The 18,033-nt window shown below is 73.3% G+C and carries 19 protein-coding genes; 12 read left to right on the top strand and 7 right to left on the bottom strand.

Features of this window, described 5'->3' with window-relative positions; translation table 11 throughout:
• Nucleotides 1–157: 157 nt before the first annotated feature.
• On the top strand, nt 158–802 hold the full coding sequence (locus tag ACWDXC_RS14310; protein WP_449981538.1) for a hypothetical protein: 645 nt from the start codon (nt 158–160) through the stop codon (nt 800–802).
• Nucleotides 803–818: 16 nt separating this feature from the next.
• Here ACWDXC_RS14310 and ACWDXC_RS14305 read toward each other — a convergent pair whose 3' ends face one another.
• On the bottom strand, nt 819–1,397 hold the full coding sequence (locus tag ACWDXC_RS14305) for a TetR/AcrR family transcriptional regulator (RefSeq protein WP_449981536.1): 579 nt from the start codon (nt 1,395–1,397) through the stop codon (nt 819–821).
• A 43-nt stretch (nt 1,398–1,440) separates the two neighbouring features.
• On the opposite strand from ACWDXC_RS14305, the gene ACWDXC_RS14300 reads away from it, so the two are divergent.
• Nucleotides 1,441–1,647, top strand: a complete 207-nt coding sequence (locus ACWDXC_RS14300; protein WP_449981534.1) for a hypothetical protein — start codon at nt 1,441–1,443, stop codon at nt 1,645–1,647.
• A 23-nt stretch (nt 1,648–1,670) separates the two neighbouring features.
• The gene (locus tag ACWDXC_RS14295; protein WP_449981532.1) at nt 1,671–2,666 is read left to right on the top strand and encodes a helix-turn-helix domain-containing protein; all 996 of its coding nucleotides are present in this window, start codon (nt 1,671–1,673) and stop codon (nt 2,664–2,666) included.
• A 39-nt stretch (nt 2,667–2,705) separates the two neighbouring features.
• Here ACWDXC_RS14295 and ACWDXC_RS14290 read toward each other — a convergent pair whose 3' ends face one another.
• The gene (locus ACWDXC_RS14290) at nt 2,706–2,939 is read right to left on the bottom strand and encodes a hypothetical protein (protein ID WP_449981530.1); all 234 of its coding nucleotides are present in this window, start codon (nt 2,937–2,939) and stop codon (nt 2,706–2,708) included.
• 409 nt (nt 2,940–3,348) lie between these two features.
• Here ACWDXC_RS14290 and ACWDXC_RS14285 point away from each other — a divergent pair, with 409 nt between their 5' ends.
• Complete coding sequence (locus tag ACWDXC_RS14285) at nt 3,349–7,239, top strand: nSTAND1 domain-containing NTPase (RefSeq protein WP_449981528.1); 3,891 nt, start codon at nt 3,349–3,351, stop codon at nt 7,237–7,239.
• Here the strand turns inward: ACWDXC_RS14285 and ACWDXC_RS14280 are convergent.
• Nucleotides 7,226–7,648: a hypothetical protein gene (locus ACWDXC_RS14280; RefSeq protein WP_449981526.1), complete on the bottom strand. Its 423-nt coding sequence runs from the start codon at nt 7,646–7,648 to the stop codon at nt 7,226–7,228. The genes ACWDXC_RS14285 and ACWDXC_RS14280 overlap by 14 nt on opposite strands.
• Nucleotides 7,649–7,982: 334 nt before the next feature.
• On the opposite strand from ACWDXC_RS14280, the gene ACWDXC_RS14275 reads away from it, so the two are divergent.
• Nucleotides 7,983–8,516, top strand: coding sequence for a DUF2165 family protein (locus ACWDXC_RS14275; protein ID WP_246645691.1), 534 nt, complete (start codon nt 7,983–7,985; stop codon nt 8,514–8,516).
• A 33-nt stretch (nt 8,517–8,549) separates the two neighbouring features.
• Here the strand turns inward: ACWDXC_RS14275 and ACWDXC_RS14270 are convergent, their stop codons facing one another.
• Complete coding sequence (locus ACWDXC_RS14270; protein ID WP_219508448.1) at nt 8,550–8,999, bottom strand: hypothetical protein; 450 nt, start codon at nt 8,997–8,999, stop codon at nt 8,550–8,552.
• An 80-nt stretch (nt 9,000–9,079) separates the two neighbouring features.
• Nucleotides 9,080–10,225: an FAD-dependent monooxygenase gene (locus ACWDXC_RS14265; RefSeq protein ID WP_449981524.1), complete on the bottom strand. Its 1,146-nt coding sequence runs from the start codon at nt 10,223–10,225 to the stop codon at nt 9,080–9,082.
• Nucleotides 10,226–10,280: 55 nt separating this feature from the next.
• On the opposite strand from ACWDXC_RS14265, the gene ACWDXC_RS14260 reads away from it, so the two are divergent.
• Nucleotides 10,281–10,916, top strand: a complete 636-nt coding sequence (locus tag ACWDXC_RS14260) for a TetR/AcrR family transcriptional regulator (RefSeq protein ID WP_449981522.1) — start codon at nt 10,281–10,283, stop codon at nt 10,914–10,916.
• Here ACWDXC_RS14260 and ACWDXC_RS14255 read toward each other — a convergent pair.
• The gene (locus ACWDXC_RS14255) at nt 10,902–11,543 is read right to left on the bottom strand and encodes a TetR/AcrR family transcriptional regulator (RefSeq protein ID WP_449981520.1); all 642 of its coding nucleotides are present in this window, start codon (nt 11,541–11,543) and stop codon (nt 10,902–10,904) included. The genes ACWDXC_RS14260 and ACWDXC_RS14255 overlap by 15 nt on opposite strands.
• 36 nt (nt 11,544–11,579) lie before the next feature.
• Here ACWDXC_RS14255 and ACWDXC_RS14250 point away from each other — a divergent pair, with 36 nt between their 5' ends.
• The 6 genes from ACWDXC_RS14250 (at nt 11,580) to ACWDXC_RS14225 (ending at nt 16,650) form a co-directional block, all read left to right on the top strand.
• Nucleotides 11,580–11,915: a rhodanese-like domain-containing protein gene (locus tag ACWDXC_RS14250; RefSeq protein ID WP_357588151.1), complete on the top strand. Its 336-nt coding sequence runs from the start codon at nt 11,580–11,582 to the stop codon at nt 11,913–11,915.
• Nucleotides 11,916–12,075: 160 nt separating this feature from the next.
• Nucleotides 12,076–12,432, top strand: a complete 357-nt coding sequence (locus tag ACWDXC_RS14245; RefSeq protein ID WP_219508444.1) for a YciI family protein — start codon at nt 12,076–12,078, stop codon at nt 12,430–12,432.
• Nucleotides 12,433–12,437: 5 nt separating this feature from the next.
• Nucleotides 12,438–12,743 carry a YciI family protein gene (locus tag ACWDXC_RS14240; RefSeq protein ID WP_449981517.1) on the top strand — a complete coding sequence of 102 codons (306 nt, stop codon included), beginning with the start codon at nt 12,438–12,440 and terminating at the stop codon, nt 12,741–12,743.
• 2 nt (nt 12,744–12,745) lie between these two features.
• Nucleotides 12,746–14,002 (top strand): RNA polymerase sigma factor, encoded by a 1,257-nt coding sequence (locus ACWDXC_RS14235; protein WP_449981515.1) that lies wholly within the window; start codon nt 12,746–12,748, stop codon nt 14,000–14,002.
• Between the two features lie 292 nt (nt 14,003–14,294).
• A complete protein-coding gene (locus ACWDXC_RS14230; protein ID WP_449981513.1) occupies nt 14,295–15,182 on the top strand; it encodes an amidohydrolase family protein in 888 nt (295 codons plus the stop codon).
• Nucleotides 15,175–16,650, top strand: coding sequence for an acyl-CoA synthetase (locus ACWDXC_RS14225; RefSeq protein WP_449981511.1), 1,476 nt, complete (start codon nt 15,175–15,177; stop codon nt 16,648–16,650). Before ACWDXC_RS14230 ends, ACWDXC_RS14225 begins: the two co-directional genes overlap by 8 nt.
• Here the strand turns inward: ACWDXC_RS14225 and ACWDXC_RS14220 are convergent.
• Nucleotides 16,643–17,956 (bottom strand): MFS transporter, encoded by a 1,314-nt coding sequence (locus ACWDXC_RS14220; RefSeq protein ID WP_246645690.1) that lies wholly within the window; start codon nt 17,954–17,956, stop codon nt 16,643–16,645. The genes ACWDXC_RS14225 and ACWDXC_RS14220 overlap by 8 nt on opposite strands.
• Nucleotides 17,957–18,033 lie beyond the last annotated feature (77 nt).

Raw genomic sequence — 18,033 nt, 5'->3', positions numbered from 1 at the left:
GGGGGTCGGGTTCTCATCGGAAGGGTCCTCTTTCGGGTGCCGGTGGAGGCCATCTACTTCTGTAGAGTAGCAATGATGCTCTACAGAAGTAGATGCGGGGAGGCGGGATGACGCAGGAGTCCGCGCTCGCCTGTCCGGCACGCACGAGAGGGAGGCCATGCCCACCGTCACCACGTCCGACGAAGCCCGCATGCGCGCCGCGCTCCACGAGGCGTTCGAGCGCGACCTCGCCCTCCTGGCCGCGGCCGTGGCACGACAGGGCGGCACCGAGGCGCGGACCCGGAGCCGATGGGCCCGCTTCGCGTACTTCCTGCTCATCCACCAGCGCGCCGACCGGAACCACCAGTGGCCGGTGCTACGGGCGAAGGCGGGCCGGGCCGACCTGGCCCTGCTCGGTGTCATCGCCGAGGAGCGCCGGACGCTCGCCACGCTGGTCGACGCGGTCGACGCCACCGCGAGACGCCCCACCTCCCCGGACCGGGCCTGGGGCGCGCTGTCGAACCTGATGATCGCCCTGACGCGCCACCACCGGCACGAGACCCGCCTCGCCGAGGCGACCGCCGAGCTGTTCACCCGGGCCGAGCGGGTCGCGCTCTACTGGGAACGCCGCCGGCTGGCCGGTCTCCGGGGAGCCGCCTCCTTCTACCCCTGGCTTCTCGACGGCGCCCCCGCCGCCGTGCGCGGTTCCGTGCTGCGCCATCTTCCGCCGACCGACCGGCTGCTGTACCACGCCCTCTGGCAGCCGCGCTACGCCAGGGCCCACGCCGTCGATCACGTACCGGAGAGCCGGATCCTCACGTGAGCGCCGCGCGTGAAGGTCAGGGCGAGAGCCCGCTCATCAGGGGATGGAGCACGGCCCGCAGCTCGACCGGGTCGAGGTCGAGCCCGTCGGGGCCGGTCAGGTGTTCCAGGATGAGCCCGTCGATGCAGGCGACGATCAGGTGGATACGCTTGTCCAGCCCGGGGATGCCGGCCGTCGCGAGCACGTCGACGATCGGCCGATGAGCGACGTCGGACGCCTTCTGCAGGGACGCGCGCAGCTCGGGGCGGCGGGTCGCCTCCAGGGAGAGCTCGTGGCGGGCCAGCGTCCGGACGCGGCCGGCGGTCGTCCAGTGCCCGATGGCGAACATCGCCAGCTCGACGGCCCGTTCCGTGGGACTGTCGCCACGCAGCTCGGGAAGCGAGGCGAGCTCCGCCATCTCGAGTTCGAGGAGCCGGTCGAGAGCCGCCTGGAGCAACGCCAGCCGGGTGCGGAAGTAGAAGGAGCTGGAGCCCTCCGGCAGCCCCGCCGCCCGGTCGACCGCCCGATGGGTGAGCCCGCGCGAACCCGCCTCCGCCAGCGTCTCGATCGCCGCGTCCGCGATCTGCCGCCTTCGCGTCGAGCCCTCCGCCGTCATCTCCGCCCACTCCCCCGCCGGACCTCTACGGCCGTAAAGTATCATGTCGCCTTCGGCCTCCGTGGGCACGGCCTGCCTGACCGGAGCCCCGGCCGCCCGGCCACCGGCGGACGATCACCCACGGACCGGCGCAGGCGACGACCAGGCCGGCGCCGCCCTCCGCAACGAGCCGATCCGCGCCGACCAGGGCATCGACGTGACGTTCGACAGGACGGCGGCCGTCGTCGATCGGCTTTTGATCTGTCTGTGACCTTGGCGGCCGAACATGCGATCATGATCAAGGGGACCCTGCGGATCGTCTTCACCGGTGAGGACCTGGCTCGCGTGCGCATCGCCAGCCGGCTGGACATCATGTGGGAAATGGTGCTGAGCCTGCACACACTGCAGCGGCCAGGCGGCACCGGCGCGATGTCCGGCTGGCGGCGGCAGGTCCGCGCCGACCTGGCCGAGGCCGGGCTGCTCACACCGGTACGGGAGAAGCTGGTGCCGCTGGCGCCGATCAAGGCGTACTTCCCCGACTTCCTGACCCCCTACGAGTCGACGAACGGGTTCCAGCAGGGCCTGGACGTCCTGGCCGACACGCCGTCGGCGCGCGTGCGGCACGAGCTCGACCAGTTGCGCCCGCACGCGCCCGTCCCCGCGACGCTGGACGACCTCGCCCGCGGCAGCCGGGGCGCGATCCGCGACCTGGCACGGCTGAGCGAGCGGTACTGCCAGATCGCCTTCGGCCCCCGCCGAACCGCGATGGAGCACACGCTCGGCCGCGAACGCGCCAGGCTGGCCCGCCTGCTCACCGACCAGGGCGTGGACGCGATGCTCGCCGGCCTCGGACCGTCGATCCGGTGGCGGCCCCCGGTGCTCGAGACCGACTACGCCACCGGCCGGTACGAGATCCACCTGCGAGGCCGCGGCCTGACCCTCATCCCCTCCTACTTCGGGCGGTTCACCCCGGTCGCGATGGCCGACCCCAGCCTCCCGCCGGTCCTGGTGTTCCCGACCCCGCACGGAACACCAGAACCCGGCCCCGGGCCCGACCCGCTGCCCGACCTGCTCGGCGCGACCCGGGCCCGCATCCTGCGCTGCATCGCCGCCACCACCGGCTGCACCACCAGCGAACTCGCCCGCAGGACCGGCGCCTCCCTGTCGTCGGCCAGCGCGCACGCGCAGGTACTGCAGCGGGCCGGGCTGATCACCAGCACCCGGCACGCGAACATGGTCATCCACCAGCTCACCCGGCTGGGCGGCGACCTGATCCACCGGCAGCAGTGATCGCCTCCGGCCCGGTGAACGCCTAGGACCGTCCTCGGGCTACCCGTTGCACGGCGACGTCCAGCGGTTGACCCAGTCGATCTTGATGACGGTCACGTAGACGCGCCCGTCGGGCCACTCGTGTCCCGCCCCGAGATCGCCGTCCTCGGCGCGGTGAACGCACGTCGTGTGCCGGGATCCGGTGTCACCCCCGGATGTACGTGACCAGGACGTGGTCTTCAGTTTGCGGCGGCGTCGGCCCGTCCGCGTCATGGTGGCCTCAGTCGTATACATGCGTGAATGTCAGCCCTGCCAGGGAAATGGCAGCAACGGCTGCCGGGATGAATTTCTTCAGCATGAATTCTCCTCGCTCGTGGCCTGAATAGCCGATGGGGCGCGGAGTCAGTACATCCCACCGGCCCGGAGATCGTCACCCAGTTCCGGCCTGAGCAGGAACACGCAGGTCAAAGGCGCTATTGTCCGCCGCTCCGGTTGTAGACCAGGAGCTTCGACCGGTATGTTCCGGGAGGGAAAACTCATCCGTCGTTGTCGGTGCAGGGCGCCCGACGACCGCCGAAGCAGCGCTTGCCGGCTCGCATCTTTCTCCTCGCGCGAGAACCCCGGCGAATTGTTCGGCATCCCCTTTTTGCCAGTCCGAAGAATTCCCGGACACCGGACGTGTTCACCGCTTGGAGGAGAAGAGTTGGGACGTCGTGAGCAGCCGCTGGATCCGGCGGACGGGCCGATCGCCCGTTTCGCCCACGAGTTGCGCGAGCTCCGCCACCAGGCCGGTACGCCCACGTACCGCATGATGGCCGCCCGCGCCCACTACTCCGTCACGACGCTGGCGCAGGCCGCCGCGGGTGAAAGGCTGCCGTCCCTCGACGTGGCGCTGGCCTACGTCCGGGCGTGCGACGGCGACGCCGGGCACTGGAGGCGACGCTGGGAGGAGGCCGGTGAGGAGGCGCGCGAGCTCGCCGCGGCCGGCCGGGACGACGCTCGGGCCCCCTATCTCGGGCTGGCCCGCTTCGAGGAAGCCGACCACGGCCGGTTCTTCGGCCGTGACGCGGCGGCCGGCCGGCTGGCCGCGCTGGTCGGCGCGCACCGCCTGGTCCTCCTGGTCGGACCCTCGGGCAGCGGGAAGTCCTCGCTGCTGCGCGCGGGCCTGCTCCCCCGGTTGCGCGAGCGGGAGGATCGGCCGCCCTCCACGGTTCGCGTGCTGGCGCCGGGAGCGGATCCGCAGCGCGTCCGCCCCGGGCAGGCCGACGAGGTGATCATCGTCGATCAGTTCGAGGAGCTCTTCACCCTGTGCGCCGACGCGGAGCGGCGGGACGCCTTCGTCGACGCGCTCCTGGCCGAGGCGCGGCGCGAGAACGGCGCCCGGGTGGTGATCGCCGTGCGGGCCGACTTCTTCGGCCACTGCGCCGGGCAACGCTCCCTGGCCGAGGCCGTACAGGGATCGACGCTGCTGCTCGGGCCGATGAGCACGGCCGAGTTACGTGAGGCGATCGTCAGGCCCGCGTCCGCCGCCGGCCTGATCGTCGAACGCGAGCTGACCGCCCGCATCATCGCCGAGGTCGACGGCGAGCCCGGCGGACTGCCGCTGATGTCCCACGCGCTGCTGGAGACCTGGCGCCGCAGCAGCGGCAAGGCCCTGACCACGGCCGCGTACGAGGCGTCCGGCGGCATCCACGCCGCCATCGCCCGCACCTGCGAAGCCTGCTACGCCGATCTCAGCCCGCCGCAGCGGGAGCGGCTGCGGCACCTGCTGCTGCGCCTGGTCGAGCCCGGCCGTGGCACGCCCGACACCCGCCGCCCCATCGGCCGGAGCGAGCTGCCCGCCGACGGCGACACCCGGCTGCTCCTGGACCGGCTGGCCGCGGCCCGCCTGCTCACGCTCGGCGACGCGCAGGTGGACCTCGCCCACGAGGCGCTGCTCACCGCCTGGCCACGGCTGCGCGGCTGGATCGAGGCGGACCGGGAGCGGATCCGGCTGCAGCGCCGCCTGACCGAGGCGGCCACGGCCTGGCGGGATCACGACCGCGATCCGGGCGGCCTGTATCGCGGGGCGCCTCTGGCGGCGGCCCGCGAGCACTTCACCGTTTCCGGCAAGAGCCGGGGCAGCGGTCCGGGCAGGTTCCTCGGCAAGCGGCCGGAGCAGCTTTCGCAGGAGCTCACTCCGCTGGAGCGCGAGTTCCTCGCCGCCGGGCTGGCGGCCGGGGAGCGGGAGCGGCGCTCGGGCACGCGACGGACCGCGGCGATCTCCGGACTGCTCGTGCTGACGCTGATGGCGACCCTGCTGGCCTGGCAGCAGAACACGACAGGCCAGACCCGCCGGCGCGAGGCCGAAGCCCGGCGCGCCGCCGGCATCGCGGAGAGCCTGCGCGAGACGGACCCGGTCAGGGCGATGCGCCTCGGCCTGGCCGCCTGGCGGGTCGCCGACCTGCCCGAGACCCGGTCCGCCCTGCACGCGGCGGCCACGCAACGCCACCAGGACGTCTTCACCGATCCCGACGGCGCCCCCGGGACCATGCGCCACCTCAGCACCGACGGCCGCACCCTGGTCAGCGTGGGCGCCGCCCAGGTCTCCGCCTGGGACGTGGACACTCGCCGCCGCACGGCTCTCCTGCCGGGACTCGGCGCCGAGCACCCGCGGGCGGGAGCGAGAACGGGCGACGCGTGGACGCTGCCCGTCCTCACGCCGGACGGAGCCGTGGTGTCGTGGGATCTGGCCGCCGGACGCCGCGACGACAGGGAGCTGGGCCCGGCGAAGGACGGGTTCGAGATGGGGACGAGCGGGCGCAGCGTCATCGGGTACAACGCCGAGGGATCCCGCTACCGGATCCTGGCGTGGGACCTCACCCGGAGGCGGGAACTCCTGCGGGTGAGCGTCCCCAGAGAGCCCTCGGCGCCGTTGGAGTCGACGTGGGATGCCGCGCCCGCCATGGCGCGCAGCCACGCCGAGAGGCGGACGGTCACCGCACCGGACTTCCCGGACGCGACGCTCAGCCCGGACGATCGGTACCTGGCGCTGTGTGTTCCGGGGCGGCGGTTGCAGGTGTGGGACGTGCGGACGGGCAGGAAGACGGACACCGCCTGGGCGCCGGTCCTTGGCCGGCGTCAGTGCCAGTACCAGTTCGTGCGGTTCACGCCCGACAGCCGTCGCCTGGCGGTCGTCACCGATGAGGGGGTCCGCCTGTGGGACCTCGCGTCGGGCGCCGAGGTGGCCTCCGTCGCCCATCGGAACGTCAAGGAGATCGGGTTCAGCGCGGACGGGGCCTTCCTGGCCGCTTCCGACGGGGCCGACCTCCTGCTGTGGCGAGTCTCCTGGCCGGGGAGACCGGTCTTCCGCCACTCGCTCATGGGCGAGCAGGTCGCCGACCTGCGCATCGACACGCAGGCGAACCGGATCCGCTACCTGGCGGGCTCCAGCTGGGCGTGGCCGGCTGCCGTACGCACGCTCGATCTGGGCGCCGCCCTCACCTCGCAGTGGCAGGAGGACGAGGCCGGCCAGGCGGTGTTCAGCCCGGACGGGACCCGGCTGGCGCTCGCCTACGAGGCGCGGGAGCGGGGAAGCGTGCTGTTCCGGCTCCACCGGACGCTGTCCGGCGGGCCGCCCGCCGACCTCCCGGAGGTTGCGTGCCCCGCGAAGGAGCACGCCATGCCGGGCTGCTCGATCCTGCTCGCCTTCGCCTCCGACGGGAGGACGCTGGCCTTCGGCAGTTCGGAGTCGTATCCCGCCACGGGGCCGACCCGCGTGTCCCTGTGGGACGTGGCCGGCCGGCGCACGACGGACTCGCTCGTGCTGAGCACGGAGGACAAGCCGCCGACCGGCGCGATCGCCTTCGGGCCCGGCGACAGGTCGCTCCTGGACGCGCAGCACCACCAGGGAGGAGCCACGATGGTCTGGGACCTGCGCCGGCGCACCATCACGAGGGCGTTGCCCGACGTCATCGCGGACCGGATCGCCGTGCACCCCGTCCGGCCGCTCGTCGTCACGTCGGCGGGTGATGTCGTGGACTTACGGTCGGGCGCGAAGAATCCGCCCTCGGCCGGGCCCGGCCTCATCGAGGCGCACGCTTTCAGCCCCGGCGGCAGGTACCTCGCCACGGGGGACGCCTCGGGCAAGACCGTCCTGTGGGACGGTGCCGTGCGGCGCCGCATCGGCGTGCTGAACGCGTCCGCGGCGAGCGGCTCCGATCCGAGCCGGGATGTCACCGCGCTGGCGTTCTCCCGTGACGAGTCCGTGCTGGCCGTCGGGACGGCGGACGGCACCCTGCGACTGTGGGATGTCGCTTCCCGGCAGCCGATCGGTGCGCCCCTGCCCACCCCCGGCGACGGCATCCTGGCCCTCTCCTTCAGCGCCGGCGGCGACTCCCTGTACGCCGCCGGACAGCATGTGCCCGTCCAGCGCTACGACGTCGGCCCCGCCGCCTCGGCGGCTGCCGTGTGCCGTCGCGCCGGAGGCGGGCTGCCGGAGGCGGACTGGCGGACCTACTTTCCGCGGCTGCCGTACCAGCGGACGTGCCCGCCGGTCACCGGGGCGACGGCGTCACCTTCTGCCGTCCCTCCGGGACGCGTCAGGGAACGGTGATGTTCGGGCTCTCGAGCGAGCCGATCGATCTGTCGTTGCGGTCGTAGGTCGTGATCTTCGACCTGAACGTCCCCCGGGCGTTGGAGAGGTAGACCCTGCCCGAGTGCGCCCGGCTGCACGCCTCCCTCGGGCCGGTCGCCCATACCGTGTCGTACGCGCCGCTGACGATGGAGACCCTGTAGTAGGCGCAGGCCGATGGCATCTCGTCCGCGTACGCGTCCGCGATGACGGTGGTTCCGGCCTTCGAAATGCACGGATAGACGCTGACGAAGCCGTTGCCGGTGTAGGCCGCGCGGCATCCGCCGTCCGCCACCGCCGAAGCGACGGCCTGGGCCTGCGCCGCCGGGGACTGCGACAGAAGCAGTGCCGCACCGAAGGCGCCTGCCAGAAGAGCCTTGCTGACTCGCATCATTCTCCTCGTGTGTAAGGGAACGTTCGTGTTTCCGCATCGCAGTCTCCGGGCCGGGGAATTGTTTGCCAGCCCCGTTTCACCAGGGCAAACAAAAACGCCGGGGCAATCGGAACGGCAGGAACGGCATGGTGCGACTTCGGCTACTATGAGTCACGTTGCTCCACCTCAGGCTGAGGGGCCCGCGACGTCACGGCCAGTGACGGAGCCAGTGGAGCGGCCCGGCGAGTTCCTCCACGCCGGGCGCGCGGGCCCCGTGGATCTTTCCCCCCTTTTCAGGACACCTCCCTGGGCCCGTGTGCTCATTCGATCAGAGATGTCAAAGGAAAGAACCTTGGCCCGCTTCGACACCATCGCCGCCCTTCGCATCGCGAAGGCGCTGCTCACCTTCACCGTCGGCGGCTTCGCGCTGCTCGTCGTGTTCGGCAACCTCACCGACTACGGCACGAACTTCGAGTTCGTCCGGCACGTGCTGGCCATGGACGCGCAGAAGCCCGAGCTCGCCGCGGTCAGCCAGATCAACTACCGCGCCATCCCGTGGACGTGGGCGCACCACGCCGCCTACATCGGCGTCATCCTCACCGAGGCGGTCATCATGGTGACCTGCCTGATCTCCGCCTGGCAGCAGATCAGGGCCGTCGGCCGCGACGACGCCGCCTTCCACCGGGCCAAGCGCTGGGGCGTCGTCGGCTGCACGGTCGGCCTGCTGCTGTGGTTCTTCGGCTTCCAGGCCATCGGCGGCGAATGGTTCGGCATGTGGATGAACGGCACCTGGAACGGCATCCCCGACGCGGTGCGGCTGTGCACGTACATCGGGATCGTGCTGATCTTCCTCAGCCTCCGCAACGACGCCCGCGAGAGCGCCTGACCGGAGCGGCGGGGGTGGCGGCTCGTGGCCGTGTCAGCCGAGTGACGCGTAGGCCAGATAGGCCGCCACCCCGTACGCCAGGTGAGGGACCACGTCCGAGATCCAGTCCGCGGCCGACCAGGTGCGCGGGTCGGTGATCCCGAGCGCGGTGAGCGGCCCGGTCGAGCCGATCATCGCCAGCCCGGCGAGCATGGGCACGCCGACGGGCCAGGCCGGCCGCCTGCCCGAGGTGAGCAGGCCGTAGCAGAGTGCCGCCATCGCGCCGGTGCCGTAGCCGAGGAGCGCCCCCAGGGCGTCCTTGCGATGGCCGGCCCGTTCGTCGTCGCCGAGGTCGACGTGCGCGCGTGCGGCCAGGTCCGCTATCGCCCGGCGGGGCGTCCCGCTGGCCGGACGGGCGCGGATCGCCATGTCCAGGTAGGAGCAGGTGTTGAGCGCGCTGGTGCCGGCGGCGCCGGCGAGCCAGCTTCTGAGCAGGACGTGCATGTCGGCCACCTCCGCGCCGAGCCGGATCTCCGGTTCCCCTGCCCGGTGGGAGCCTGTCGATGCCCCTTGTCCCGACGGCTCTAGGCGTGCCAGAGGGCGGCCAGTTGCCGGGTGGCGAGCCAGGACGGGATGGCGCGCAGCAGGACGTCGCGCAGCCAGGCGGGGACGCCGGTCTGGCTGGTCAGGCGCGACTGCCGGGAGGCGGCGCGCATGACGCGGTCGGCGCGGGGCCGCCGCTCGGCGTCGTAGCGCAGCAGCCGCGCGGCGACGTCGCCGGGTCCGGCGCCGGTCAGGCAGCGGGTGAGCGCGGCGGCGTCCTCGAACGCCTGGCTGGCGCCCTGGCCGAGGTCGGGCGGCATGGCATGGGCGGCGTCGCCGAGGAACGCGATCCGGCCGGCGGCGTAGGAGGGAAGCGGTTCGGCGAGGCGGGCGATCGGGTCGACGTAGACGTCGCCGGGCGGGGTGGCCTCGATGAGGGACGTGACGAGCGGGTGCCAGTCGGCCATCAGGGACAGCATCCGCCGCCGCGCCTCGTCCGCTCCGGGCGGCGGGCCGTCGAGTGCGGAGTCGGTGAACCAGTACAGCCGGTCGGGGCCGACGGGGAACAGGCCGAACATCGCCCCGCTGCGCCGGTCGACGAACTGGCCGGCGAGCAGGCTCGGGTCGAGGCCGGGCGGGCGGGGCAGCATCCCGCGCAGGTCCATCCGGCCGGTCCGGCGCAGCCCCGGGTGCCCGGGGAAGAGCTGGGCGCGCAGCCTGCTGCCGATGCCGTCGGCCGCGACCACGGCGTCGGCCGTGGCGACGGGGACGCCGTCGGCGATGACGGTCACGCCGGTGTCCCGCGCCTCCACGCGGTCGACCGGGACGCCGGTGCGCACCATGTCGGCGGGCAGCGGGGCGCGGATGGCGCGGTGCAGCTCGGCGCGGTCGAGGATGGCGAGGCTGCCCACCTTCGCCTGGCCCTGGGCCGCGTCGGTGACCAGCAGCGGCCGGCCGCGCCAGTCCCGCAGGCCGCCGCTCGCGGCGTGCAGGCCGTGCCGGCGCACGTCCGCGGCCAGGTCCAGGCTGTCCAGGGCGCGGAGGCCGTTCGGCATGACGACGATCCCGGTGCCGGCCTCCCGCAGCTCGGCGGCGCGCTCGAAGAGCGTCACCTCGTGGCCCGCGCGGTGCAGGCCGACGGCGGCCGCCACTCCCCCGAGCCCCGCTCCGACGACGGCGATCCTCATGCGCCCTCCCCATTCACTACGATCGTACTAGTACGTTCATTGGTAGCATGGGGGTGTGCCGCCCACCAATCCGGCCCGGCGCCGGGCCATCGCCGACGCCGCCATCGCGCTGCTGGCGTCGGCGGGCGCGCACGGGCTGACCCATCGGGCGGTGGAGAAGGAGGCGGGGTTGCCGCCGGGCACGGCGTCCAACTACTTCCGCAGCCGGGAGGCGCTGCTGGTGGCCGCCGCCGAACGGGTGGCCGAACTGCACCACGCCGACACCGACCGGGCCACGGACACCGGCCAGGCCACGGACACCGGCCAGGCCGCCGACACCGGCCAGGCCGACGGCATGGTCGAGTTGCTGGCCGAGTCGCTGCTGACGGCGGCGACCACGCTGCGCACCCGCTATCTGGCGATCTTCGAGTTGCAGCTCGAGGCGGCCCGCCGCCCGGCGCTGGCGGCGGCGCTCGCGCGCCTCCAAGGATCGGCGCTGCGGATCACCGCCGGGCATCACGACAAGGTGGGCGTGACGATCCCGCGCGAGCGCATCCCCGCGATGCTCGCGCTCTACGGGGGCGCGCTGTTCACCCTGGTCACGGGCCCGCCGGAGGCCGTCACCAAGGAGGCCGTCCGCCGCGTGGCCGAGGTCATCGTGGACGGCGCCGTCGTACGGGAGTCCGGGGGCGGCGGGTCAGTCAGGCGCTGAGGCCACGGCGAGCACGACGGCCAGGACCGCCTGCCGGACCCGGTCGTCGCCCACCTCGGCGCGGACGGCGGTGACCGTTTCGGCGCCGAGCGGGGCCAGCAGGGCATGGGCCAGGGCGTCGGCGTCGCAGCCGGGGCGCGCCTGGCCGAGCAGGATGGCCACGTGCCGGTGCCAGAACCGGTAGGCGCCGATCCGGTAGCGGGCGCCGGGGCCCGCGGTCTCCGACATGCGCACCAGGTCGAGGTGGCCGGCGAGGTAGTCGAGGTAGGCGTCGGCGAAGGCGGCGAGCCGGTCGGCGGCGGGCGCGCCGGGGCCGAGCGGCGGCGGGCCGGAGATGACGCGCTGCTGCAGCTCGCGTTCGCGTTCGTCGAGCAGCGCCACGGCCAGGCCGGACCGGTCGCCGAAGCGGCGGAAGACCGTGCCCTTGCCCACTCCGGCCTCGGCGGCCACGGCGTCCATGGAGACGTTCTCCACGCCCTGCTCGCGGAACAGTTTCGCGGCGGCGGCCAGCACTTTCTCGCGGTTGCGCGCGGCGTCGGCCCGTTCCTTGGGCGGCCTGCTCCGGAGGATCTCCAGCGGCTCGCTTGACGAAGCGGACTGCGGTCCGCTAACTTCCGAATCATCCACAAAAACGGACTGTAGTCCAGTTATTCGGAGGTCGCAATGACCGCACTCATCACCCGTGACGAGCTCAAGGCCGCCATCGACGCCGGGACCGTCGTCGTCGTGGACGCGCTCGGCGGCGAGTACTACGCCCAGCAGCACCTGCCGGGCGCGATCCCCCTGGTGGAGAGCGAGGTGGCCGCACGGGCCGCCGAGCTGCTGCCCGACAAGGACGCGGCGATCGTGACCTACTGCTCCAACCCGGCCTGCCCCAACAGCGAGGCGGTAGCCCGGCGGCTGGCCGCGCTCGGCTACACGGCCGTGCGCAAGTACCGTGAGGGGATCCAGGACTGGGTCGAAGCCGGCCTTCCGGTCGAGACCGGCCTGCGCGTCTGACCCCGGCCCGCCCCGGCCCGCACCTCAGCGGACCGGGGCGGGACCCGCCTTCGGGAAGGCCGGGGAAAACGTGTGCGCGGGGCATGTCAAGACGGCGCGGACGGCTCCGACCACCAGTCGGAGGACGCCACCGGGCGCCCTGGCCACCGAAGGAGATGTCATGAAATTTCTACTGATCATGCATGTGAACCCGCTGATCTGGGACTCGCTGACCGAGGAGGAACGCGACGAGGTGATGAACGGCCACGGCGCCTTCATGGACACCGTGAAGCGGTCCGGCGAGCTGCTGGGCACCGCCGCGCTGGCCGAGCCGGCGCAGAGCGCCGTCGTCCGGGTGCGCGACGGCGTTCCGGCCGTGACGGACGGCCCGTACCTGGAGGCCAAGGAGTACCTCGGCGGCTACTACCTCGTCGAGTGCGAGAGCCGGGAGCGCGCGCTGGAGCTGGCCGCGCTCATCCCCGACGCCGGCGTGCCGGGCCTCGGCATCGAGGTGCGGCCGGTCGTCTTCTCGGGCTGAGCGCGATGAAGTTCTTACTGAGCCTCTACGCGGACGCGGCGGGCCACGAGGCGTTCGTGACCGCGGCCCGGCAGGCGGGCGAGCTGGTCGGCGGGCACGCGCTCGCCGACCCGTCCCTCAGCGCCGTGGTGCGGGTGGTGGACGGCGTGCCGGCGGTGACCGAGGGCCCGTACGCGGGCGCCGGGGAACATGTCGCCGGCCAGTACGTTGTCGACTGTGAGAGCCGGGAGCGCGCGCTGGAGCTGGCCGCGCTGCTGCCGGGCGGCGTGGAGGTGCGCCCGCTGATGGACCCGGCCGGACTGGAGATGTGAACGTGGACGCGAGCGCCACAGAACGGCTCGGGGACCTGCTGCGCGAGCTGGCGCCGCAGGTCCTCGGCGTGCTCATGCGCCGCTACGGCGGGTTCGAGGAGTGCGAGGACGCGGTCCAGGAGGCGCTGCTCGCGGCGGCGTCCCAGTGGCCCGCAGAGGGGGTGCCGGACAGCCCGCGCGCCTGGCTGATCACGGTCGCCTCCCGCCGCCTGGTCGATCACGTACGCAGCGAGCAGGCGCGGCGGCGCCGGGAGGTGGCCGCGGCCGTGCGGGAGGCGCCGGACGCCGACCTGGCCCCGGCGCCGGGCGAGGAGGGGCCGGGTGACCGGGACGACACGCTCACGCTGCTGTTCCTGTGCTGCCATCCGGCGCTGACGCCCGCGTCGCAGGTGGCGCTCACGCTGCGGGCCGTCAGCGGCCTCACCACGGCCGAGATCGCGCGGGCGTTCCTGGTGCCGGAGGCGACGATGGCGCCGCGGATCAGCCGCGCCAAGCAGCGGATCAAGGCGGCGGGCGCGTCGTTCGAGCTGCCGCCTCCGGGCGAGCGGGCCGACCGGCTGGACGCGGTGCTGCACACGCTCTACCTGATCTTCAACGAGGGCTACACCGCCAGCTCCGGCCCCGACCTGCACCGGGGCGAGCTGACGGCGGAGGCGATCCGGCTCACGCGGCTGGTGCACCGGTCGCTGCCGGGCGACGGCGAGGTGGCCGGGCTGCTGGCGCTGATGCTGCTGACCGAGGCCCGGCGGCCGGCCCGCACCGGCCCGGACGGCGGCCTGGTGCCGCTGGCCGAGCAGGACCGCGGCCTGTGGGACGCGGCCCTGGCCGAGGAGGGCACGGCGCTGGTGACCGCCGCGATGTCGGCCTCGCCCCTGGGCCCGTACCAGCTCCAGGCGGCGATCGCGGCGCTGCACGTGCAGGCGCCGCGCCCGGAGGACACCGACTGGGAGCAGATCCGCATCCTGTACGGGATCCTCGGCCGGATCGCGCCGAACCCGATGGTGACGCTCAACCACGCGATCGCGGTGGCGATGACGCGCGGCCCGCGCGCCGGGCTGGGCCTGCTGGAGAGCCTCGACGACGATCCCCGGATGGCCCGCCACCACCGGCTGCACGCCGTCCGGGCGCATCTGCAGGACCTGGCCGGCGAGCACGACGCCGCGCGGGAGAACTACCGGCTGGCCGCCCGGCTCACCACGAGCCTGCCCGAGCAGCGCTACCTGCGGCAGAAGGCCGAGGCGCACGGCGAGGCGGGCTGACCGGGACGCCAAGGGGGCCGGGCGGACAGCGCCGCCCGGCCCCGCCTTCTCGTCCGGCGTTCCGTTCGCCAACCCCCCGATAAGCGAACGGCCGCCCGGTCATCGCCGTCAGCCTCCGCGCCGGCTCTGACCTCGCCGTATTGCTACCCCGCCCGGCGTAATCCCCCGGTCAAGCACCGCCAGATTCACGGACAGATCGAACCTGACGCACATTGTTGACCGGCGACGCGAATCTGTCTAACGTCGGCCGCAGGGCCGGCCCCGGCAGCCCCGATTCGCGGAAGGAGTCCCGATGACGGCGCTCGACCTGGACGAACTCACCGCCATCGACGTCCACACCCACGCCGAGATCTCCGCCTCCGGGCACCCGTCGCTCAGCCCGGAGCTGTCGGCCGCCTCCGCCGCCTACTTCAAGGTGCGCGGGGCCCGTGAGCCCGCCATCCCCGAGATCGCGGCCTACTACCGCGAGCGCAAGATGGCCGCCGTGGTGTTCACCGTGGACGCCGAGCACGCGACCGGGCACCCGCCGATCCCGGCCGAGGAGGTCGCCGCCGCCTGCGCCGAGCATCCCGACGTGCTGATCCCGTTCGCCAGCGTCGACCCGTGGCGGGGCCGGGCGGGCGTCCGGCTGGCCCGCCGCCTGGTGGCCGGGCACGGCGTGCGCGGCTTCAAGTTCCACCCCAGCCTGCAGGGCTTCGCCCCGAACGACCGGATGGCCTACCCCCTGTACGAGGCGCTGCAGGAGCTGGGCGTGCCCGCGCTGTTCCACACCGGGCAGACCGGCATCGGCGCGGGCGTGCCGGGCGGCGGCGGCATCCGGCTGAAGTACTCCGACCCGATGCTCGTCGACGACGTGGCCGCCGACTTCCCGGACCTGACGATCATCCTGGCGCACCCGTCGTTCCCCTGGCAGGACGAGGCGCTGGCGGTGGCCACGCACAAGCCGTCGGTGCACATCGACCTGTCCGGCTGGTCGCCGAAGTACTTCCCGCCGCAGCTCGTCCGTTACGCCAACACGCTGCTGAAGGACAAGGTGCTGTTCGGCTCCGACTATCCGGTGATCACCCCGGACCGGTGGCTGGCCGACTTCGCCGAGCTGGACATCAAGCCGGAGGTACGGCCGCTGATCCTCAAGGACAACGCGGCCCGGCTGCTCGGCCTGGGCAAGAGCGATGCGTGACGGCGGCGTCGGCTCCTGGCCGGAGCGCCGGGCCCGCCGGACGCCGGACCGGGTGGCCGTCGTCCACGGCGGGCGGCGCGTCACCTACCGGGAGCTGCACGAGCGGGTGCTGCGGCTGGCCCGCGTGCTGCGCGGGCGGGGCGTGGGGCGCGGCGACCGGGTGGCGTACCTGGGGGCGAACCATCCGGCGTTCCTGGAGACGCTGTTCGCCGCCGGGACGCTGGGGGCGGTGTTCGTGCCGCTCAACGTCCGGCTCGCCGCCCCCGAGCTGGCCTACGTGCTGTCCGACTGCGGCGCGGCGGCGCTCGTGCACGCGCCGCCGGCGGCGGAGCTGGACGTGCCGTGCCGGATCCCGCTCGGCGACTACGAGGAGCTGCTGGCCGAGGCGGAACCCGAGGCGGCCGGCGAGGCCGTCTCCGCCGAGGACCCGTGCATGATCATGTACACGTCCGGCACGACCGGCCGGCCCAAGGGCGCGGTGCTCTCCCACGCCAACGTCACCTGGAACAGCCTCAACGTGCTCGTGGACGTCGACCTGGCCGCCGACGAGGTGACGCTGGTGGTCGCGCCGCTGTTCCACACCGCGGGGCTGAACATGACGTGCCTGCCGACGCTGCTCAAGGGCGGCCGGGTGGTGCTCATGGACGCGTTCGACCCCGGCCGGGTGCTGGAGACGATCGCGGCCGAGCGGGTCACGTACCTGTTCGGGGTGCCCACGATGTACGACGCGCTGGCCGCGCACCCCGGCTGGGCCGGGGCGGACCTGTCGAGCCTGCGCACGCTCAACTGCGGCGGCGCGCCCGTCCCGCTCCGCACGATCGAGACGTACCTGGCGCGCGGGCTGGCCTTCAGCCAGGGGTACGGGATGACCGAGGCCTCCCCCGGCGTGCTGTATCTGCCGCCGGACCAGGCGGTGGCCAGGGCGGGCTCGGCAGGCGTGCCGCACTTCTTCACCGACGTGCGGATCGCGCTGCCCGACGGCCGCGACGCCGCGCCGGGCGAGCCCGGCGAGGTCCTGGTCCGGGGCCCGAACGTGATGACCGGCTACTGGGGCGGCCCGCCCGCCGCCCCGGACGGGTGGCTGCGCACCGGCGACGTCGCCCGCGCCGACGCGGACGGCTACGCCTACATCGTCGACCGGATCAAGGACATGTACGTCTCCGGCGGCGAGAACGTCTACCCGGCCGAGGTCGAGGCGGTGATCGCGACCCATCCGGGCGTCGCCGACTGCGCCGTGATCGGCGTCCCCGACCCGACGTGGGGCGAGACGGGCCTGGCGGTCGTCGTCCGCGAGCCGGGCGCCGAGGCCGGGGACCTGCTGGACTACCTGGACGGGCGGCTCGCCCGGTACAAGATCCCCCGGTCGGTCGTCTGGGCCGACAGCATCCCGCGCACGGCCTCGGGGAAGATCGTGAAACCCGCGCTGCGCGCCCTCCACGGGGCCGGCCGGTCGCGTACGGCTACCTGACGCCCTCGCTGATCGGCCCGCCCGCCAGGTCGGTGCGGCTGGTCTCGCGCAGCGCCAGCGCGCACCCGACCGTGAGCAGGCAGAAGGCGGCGATGACGGCGGAGATGACCATCGTGCCGCCGCCGTCGTTCGCCGCCCGGATCTGCGCGAAGACCACGGGGGCGAGTCCCGCGCCGAGCCCGGCGAGCTGGTAGCCGAGCGAGGCGCCGGTGTAGCGGCTGCGGGTGGAGAACAGCTCGGCGTACAGGGCGGCGAGCGGCCCGTACATCATCGGGTGGATGACCGACTGGCCGAGCACGAGCAGGAGCGTGAGCAGGGCCACGCTGCCCGTGTCGGCCACCGGGAAGAGCAGGAAGCTGTAGACGGCGGCGAGGACGGCGCCGGCCAGGACGACGGGCCGGCGGCCCACCCGGTCCGACAGCGCCGACCAGCCGAGGATGCCGAGGATCGCCAGCCCCGAGGAGAGCGTCAGCCCGTTGAGCACCTCCTGCCGGGCGAAGCCGGCCTCCACCCCGTAGGCCAGCAGGAACGTGGTGAGCGTGCCCTGCAGGACGAACGCGGACAGGCCGACGCCGACGCCGAGCAGGAGCGTCCTGGGGTGGTGGCGCAGCACGTCCAGCAGCGGCGCGGAGGCGTCCTGCCGCCGGGCGGCCGTGAACACCGGGGTCTCCTCGACGCGGGCGCGGACGAACAGGCCGACGCCCAGCAGCGCGATGCTGATCAGGAACGGGACGCGCCAGCCCCAGCTGAGGAACTCCCGCTCGCCCAGGACGGCGGCGCTCCCGCTGAGCACGGCGGTGGACAGCAGCATGCCGGAGGGCGCTCCGGCGTTGGTGAAGCTCGCCCACAGGCCGCGCCGCCCGGTGGCGTGCTCGGCGGACATCAGCACCGCGCCGCCCCACTCGCCGCCGACCGCGACGCCCTGGACGACGCGGAGCAGGACGAGCGTGATGGGGGCGAGGCTGCCGATCTGCTCGTAGGTGGGGAGCAGGCCGATGAGGAAGCTGGCCACGCCCATGAGGACCATCGTGAGGATGAGCATGCGCTTGCGGCCCAGCCGGTCGCCGAAATGGCCGAAGATCACGCCGCCGAGCGGGCGCGCCAGGTAGCCGGTGGCGAACGTGCCGAGGCTGGCGACGGTGGCCGCGAGCGGGGGCAGCCCGGAGAAGAAGACCTTGCCGAACACCAGGGCGGAGGCGGTGGCGTACAGCAGGAAGTCGTAGTACTCGATGACGCTGCCCAGGTAGCTGGAGGCGACGGCGCGGCGGAGCTGGACGGGTTGCGCGGAGGCCGGCGATTCGGTCATGGCGTTGGTTCCTTCGCAGGGGGGTGACGGAACACCATTGAACGCGGGGCAAAGTGCCGATCTGCGTCATAGCTTTG

This window comes from Nonomuraea sp. NPDC003214, assembly GCF_053590035.1.
The sequence above is the reverse complement of the archived record's forward strand: the minus strand, read 5'-3'. Positions and strand labels throughout refer to the sequence as shown.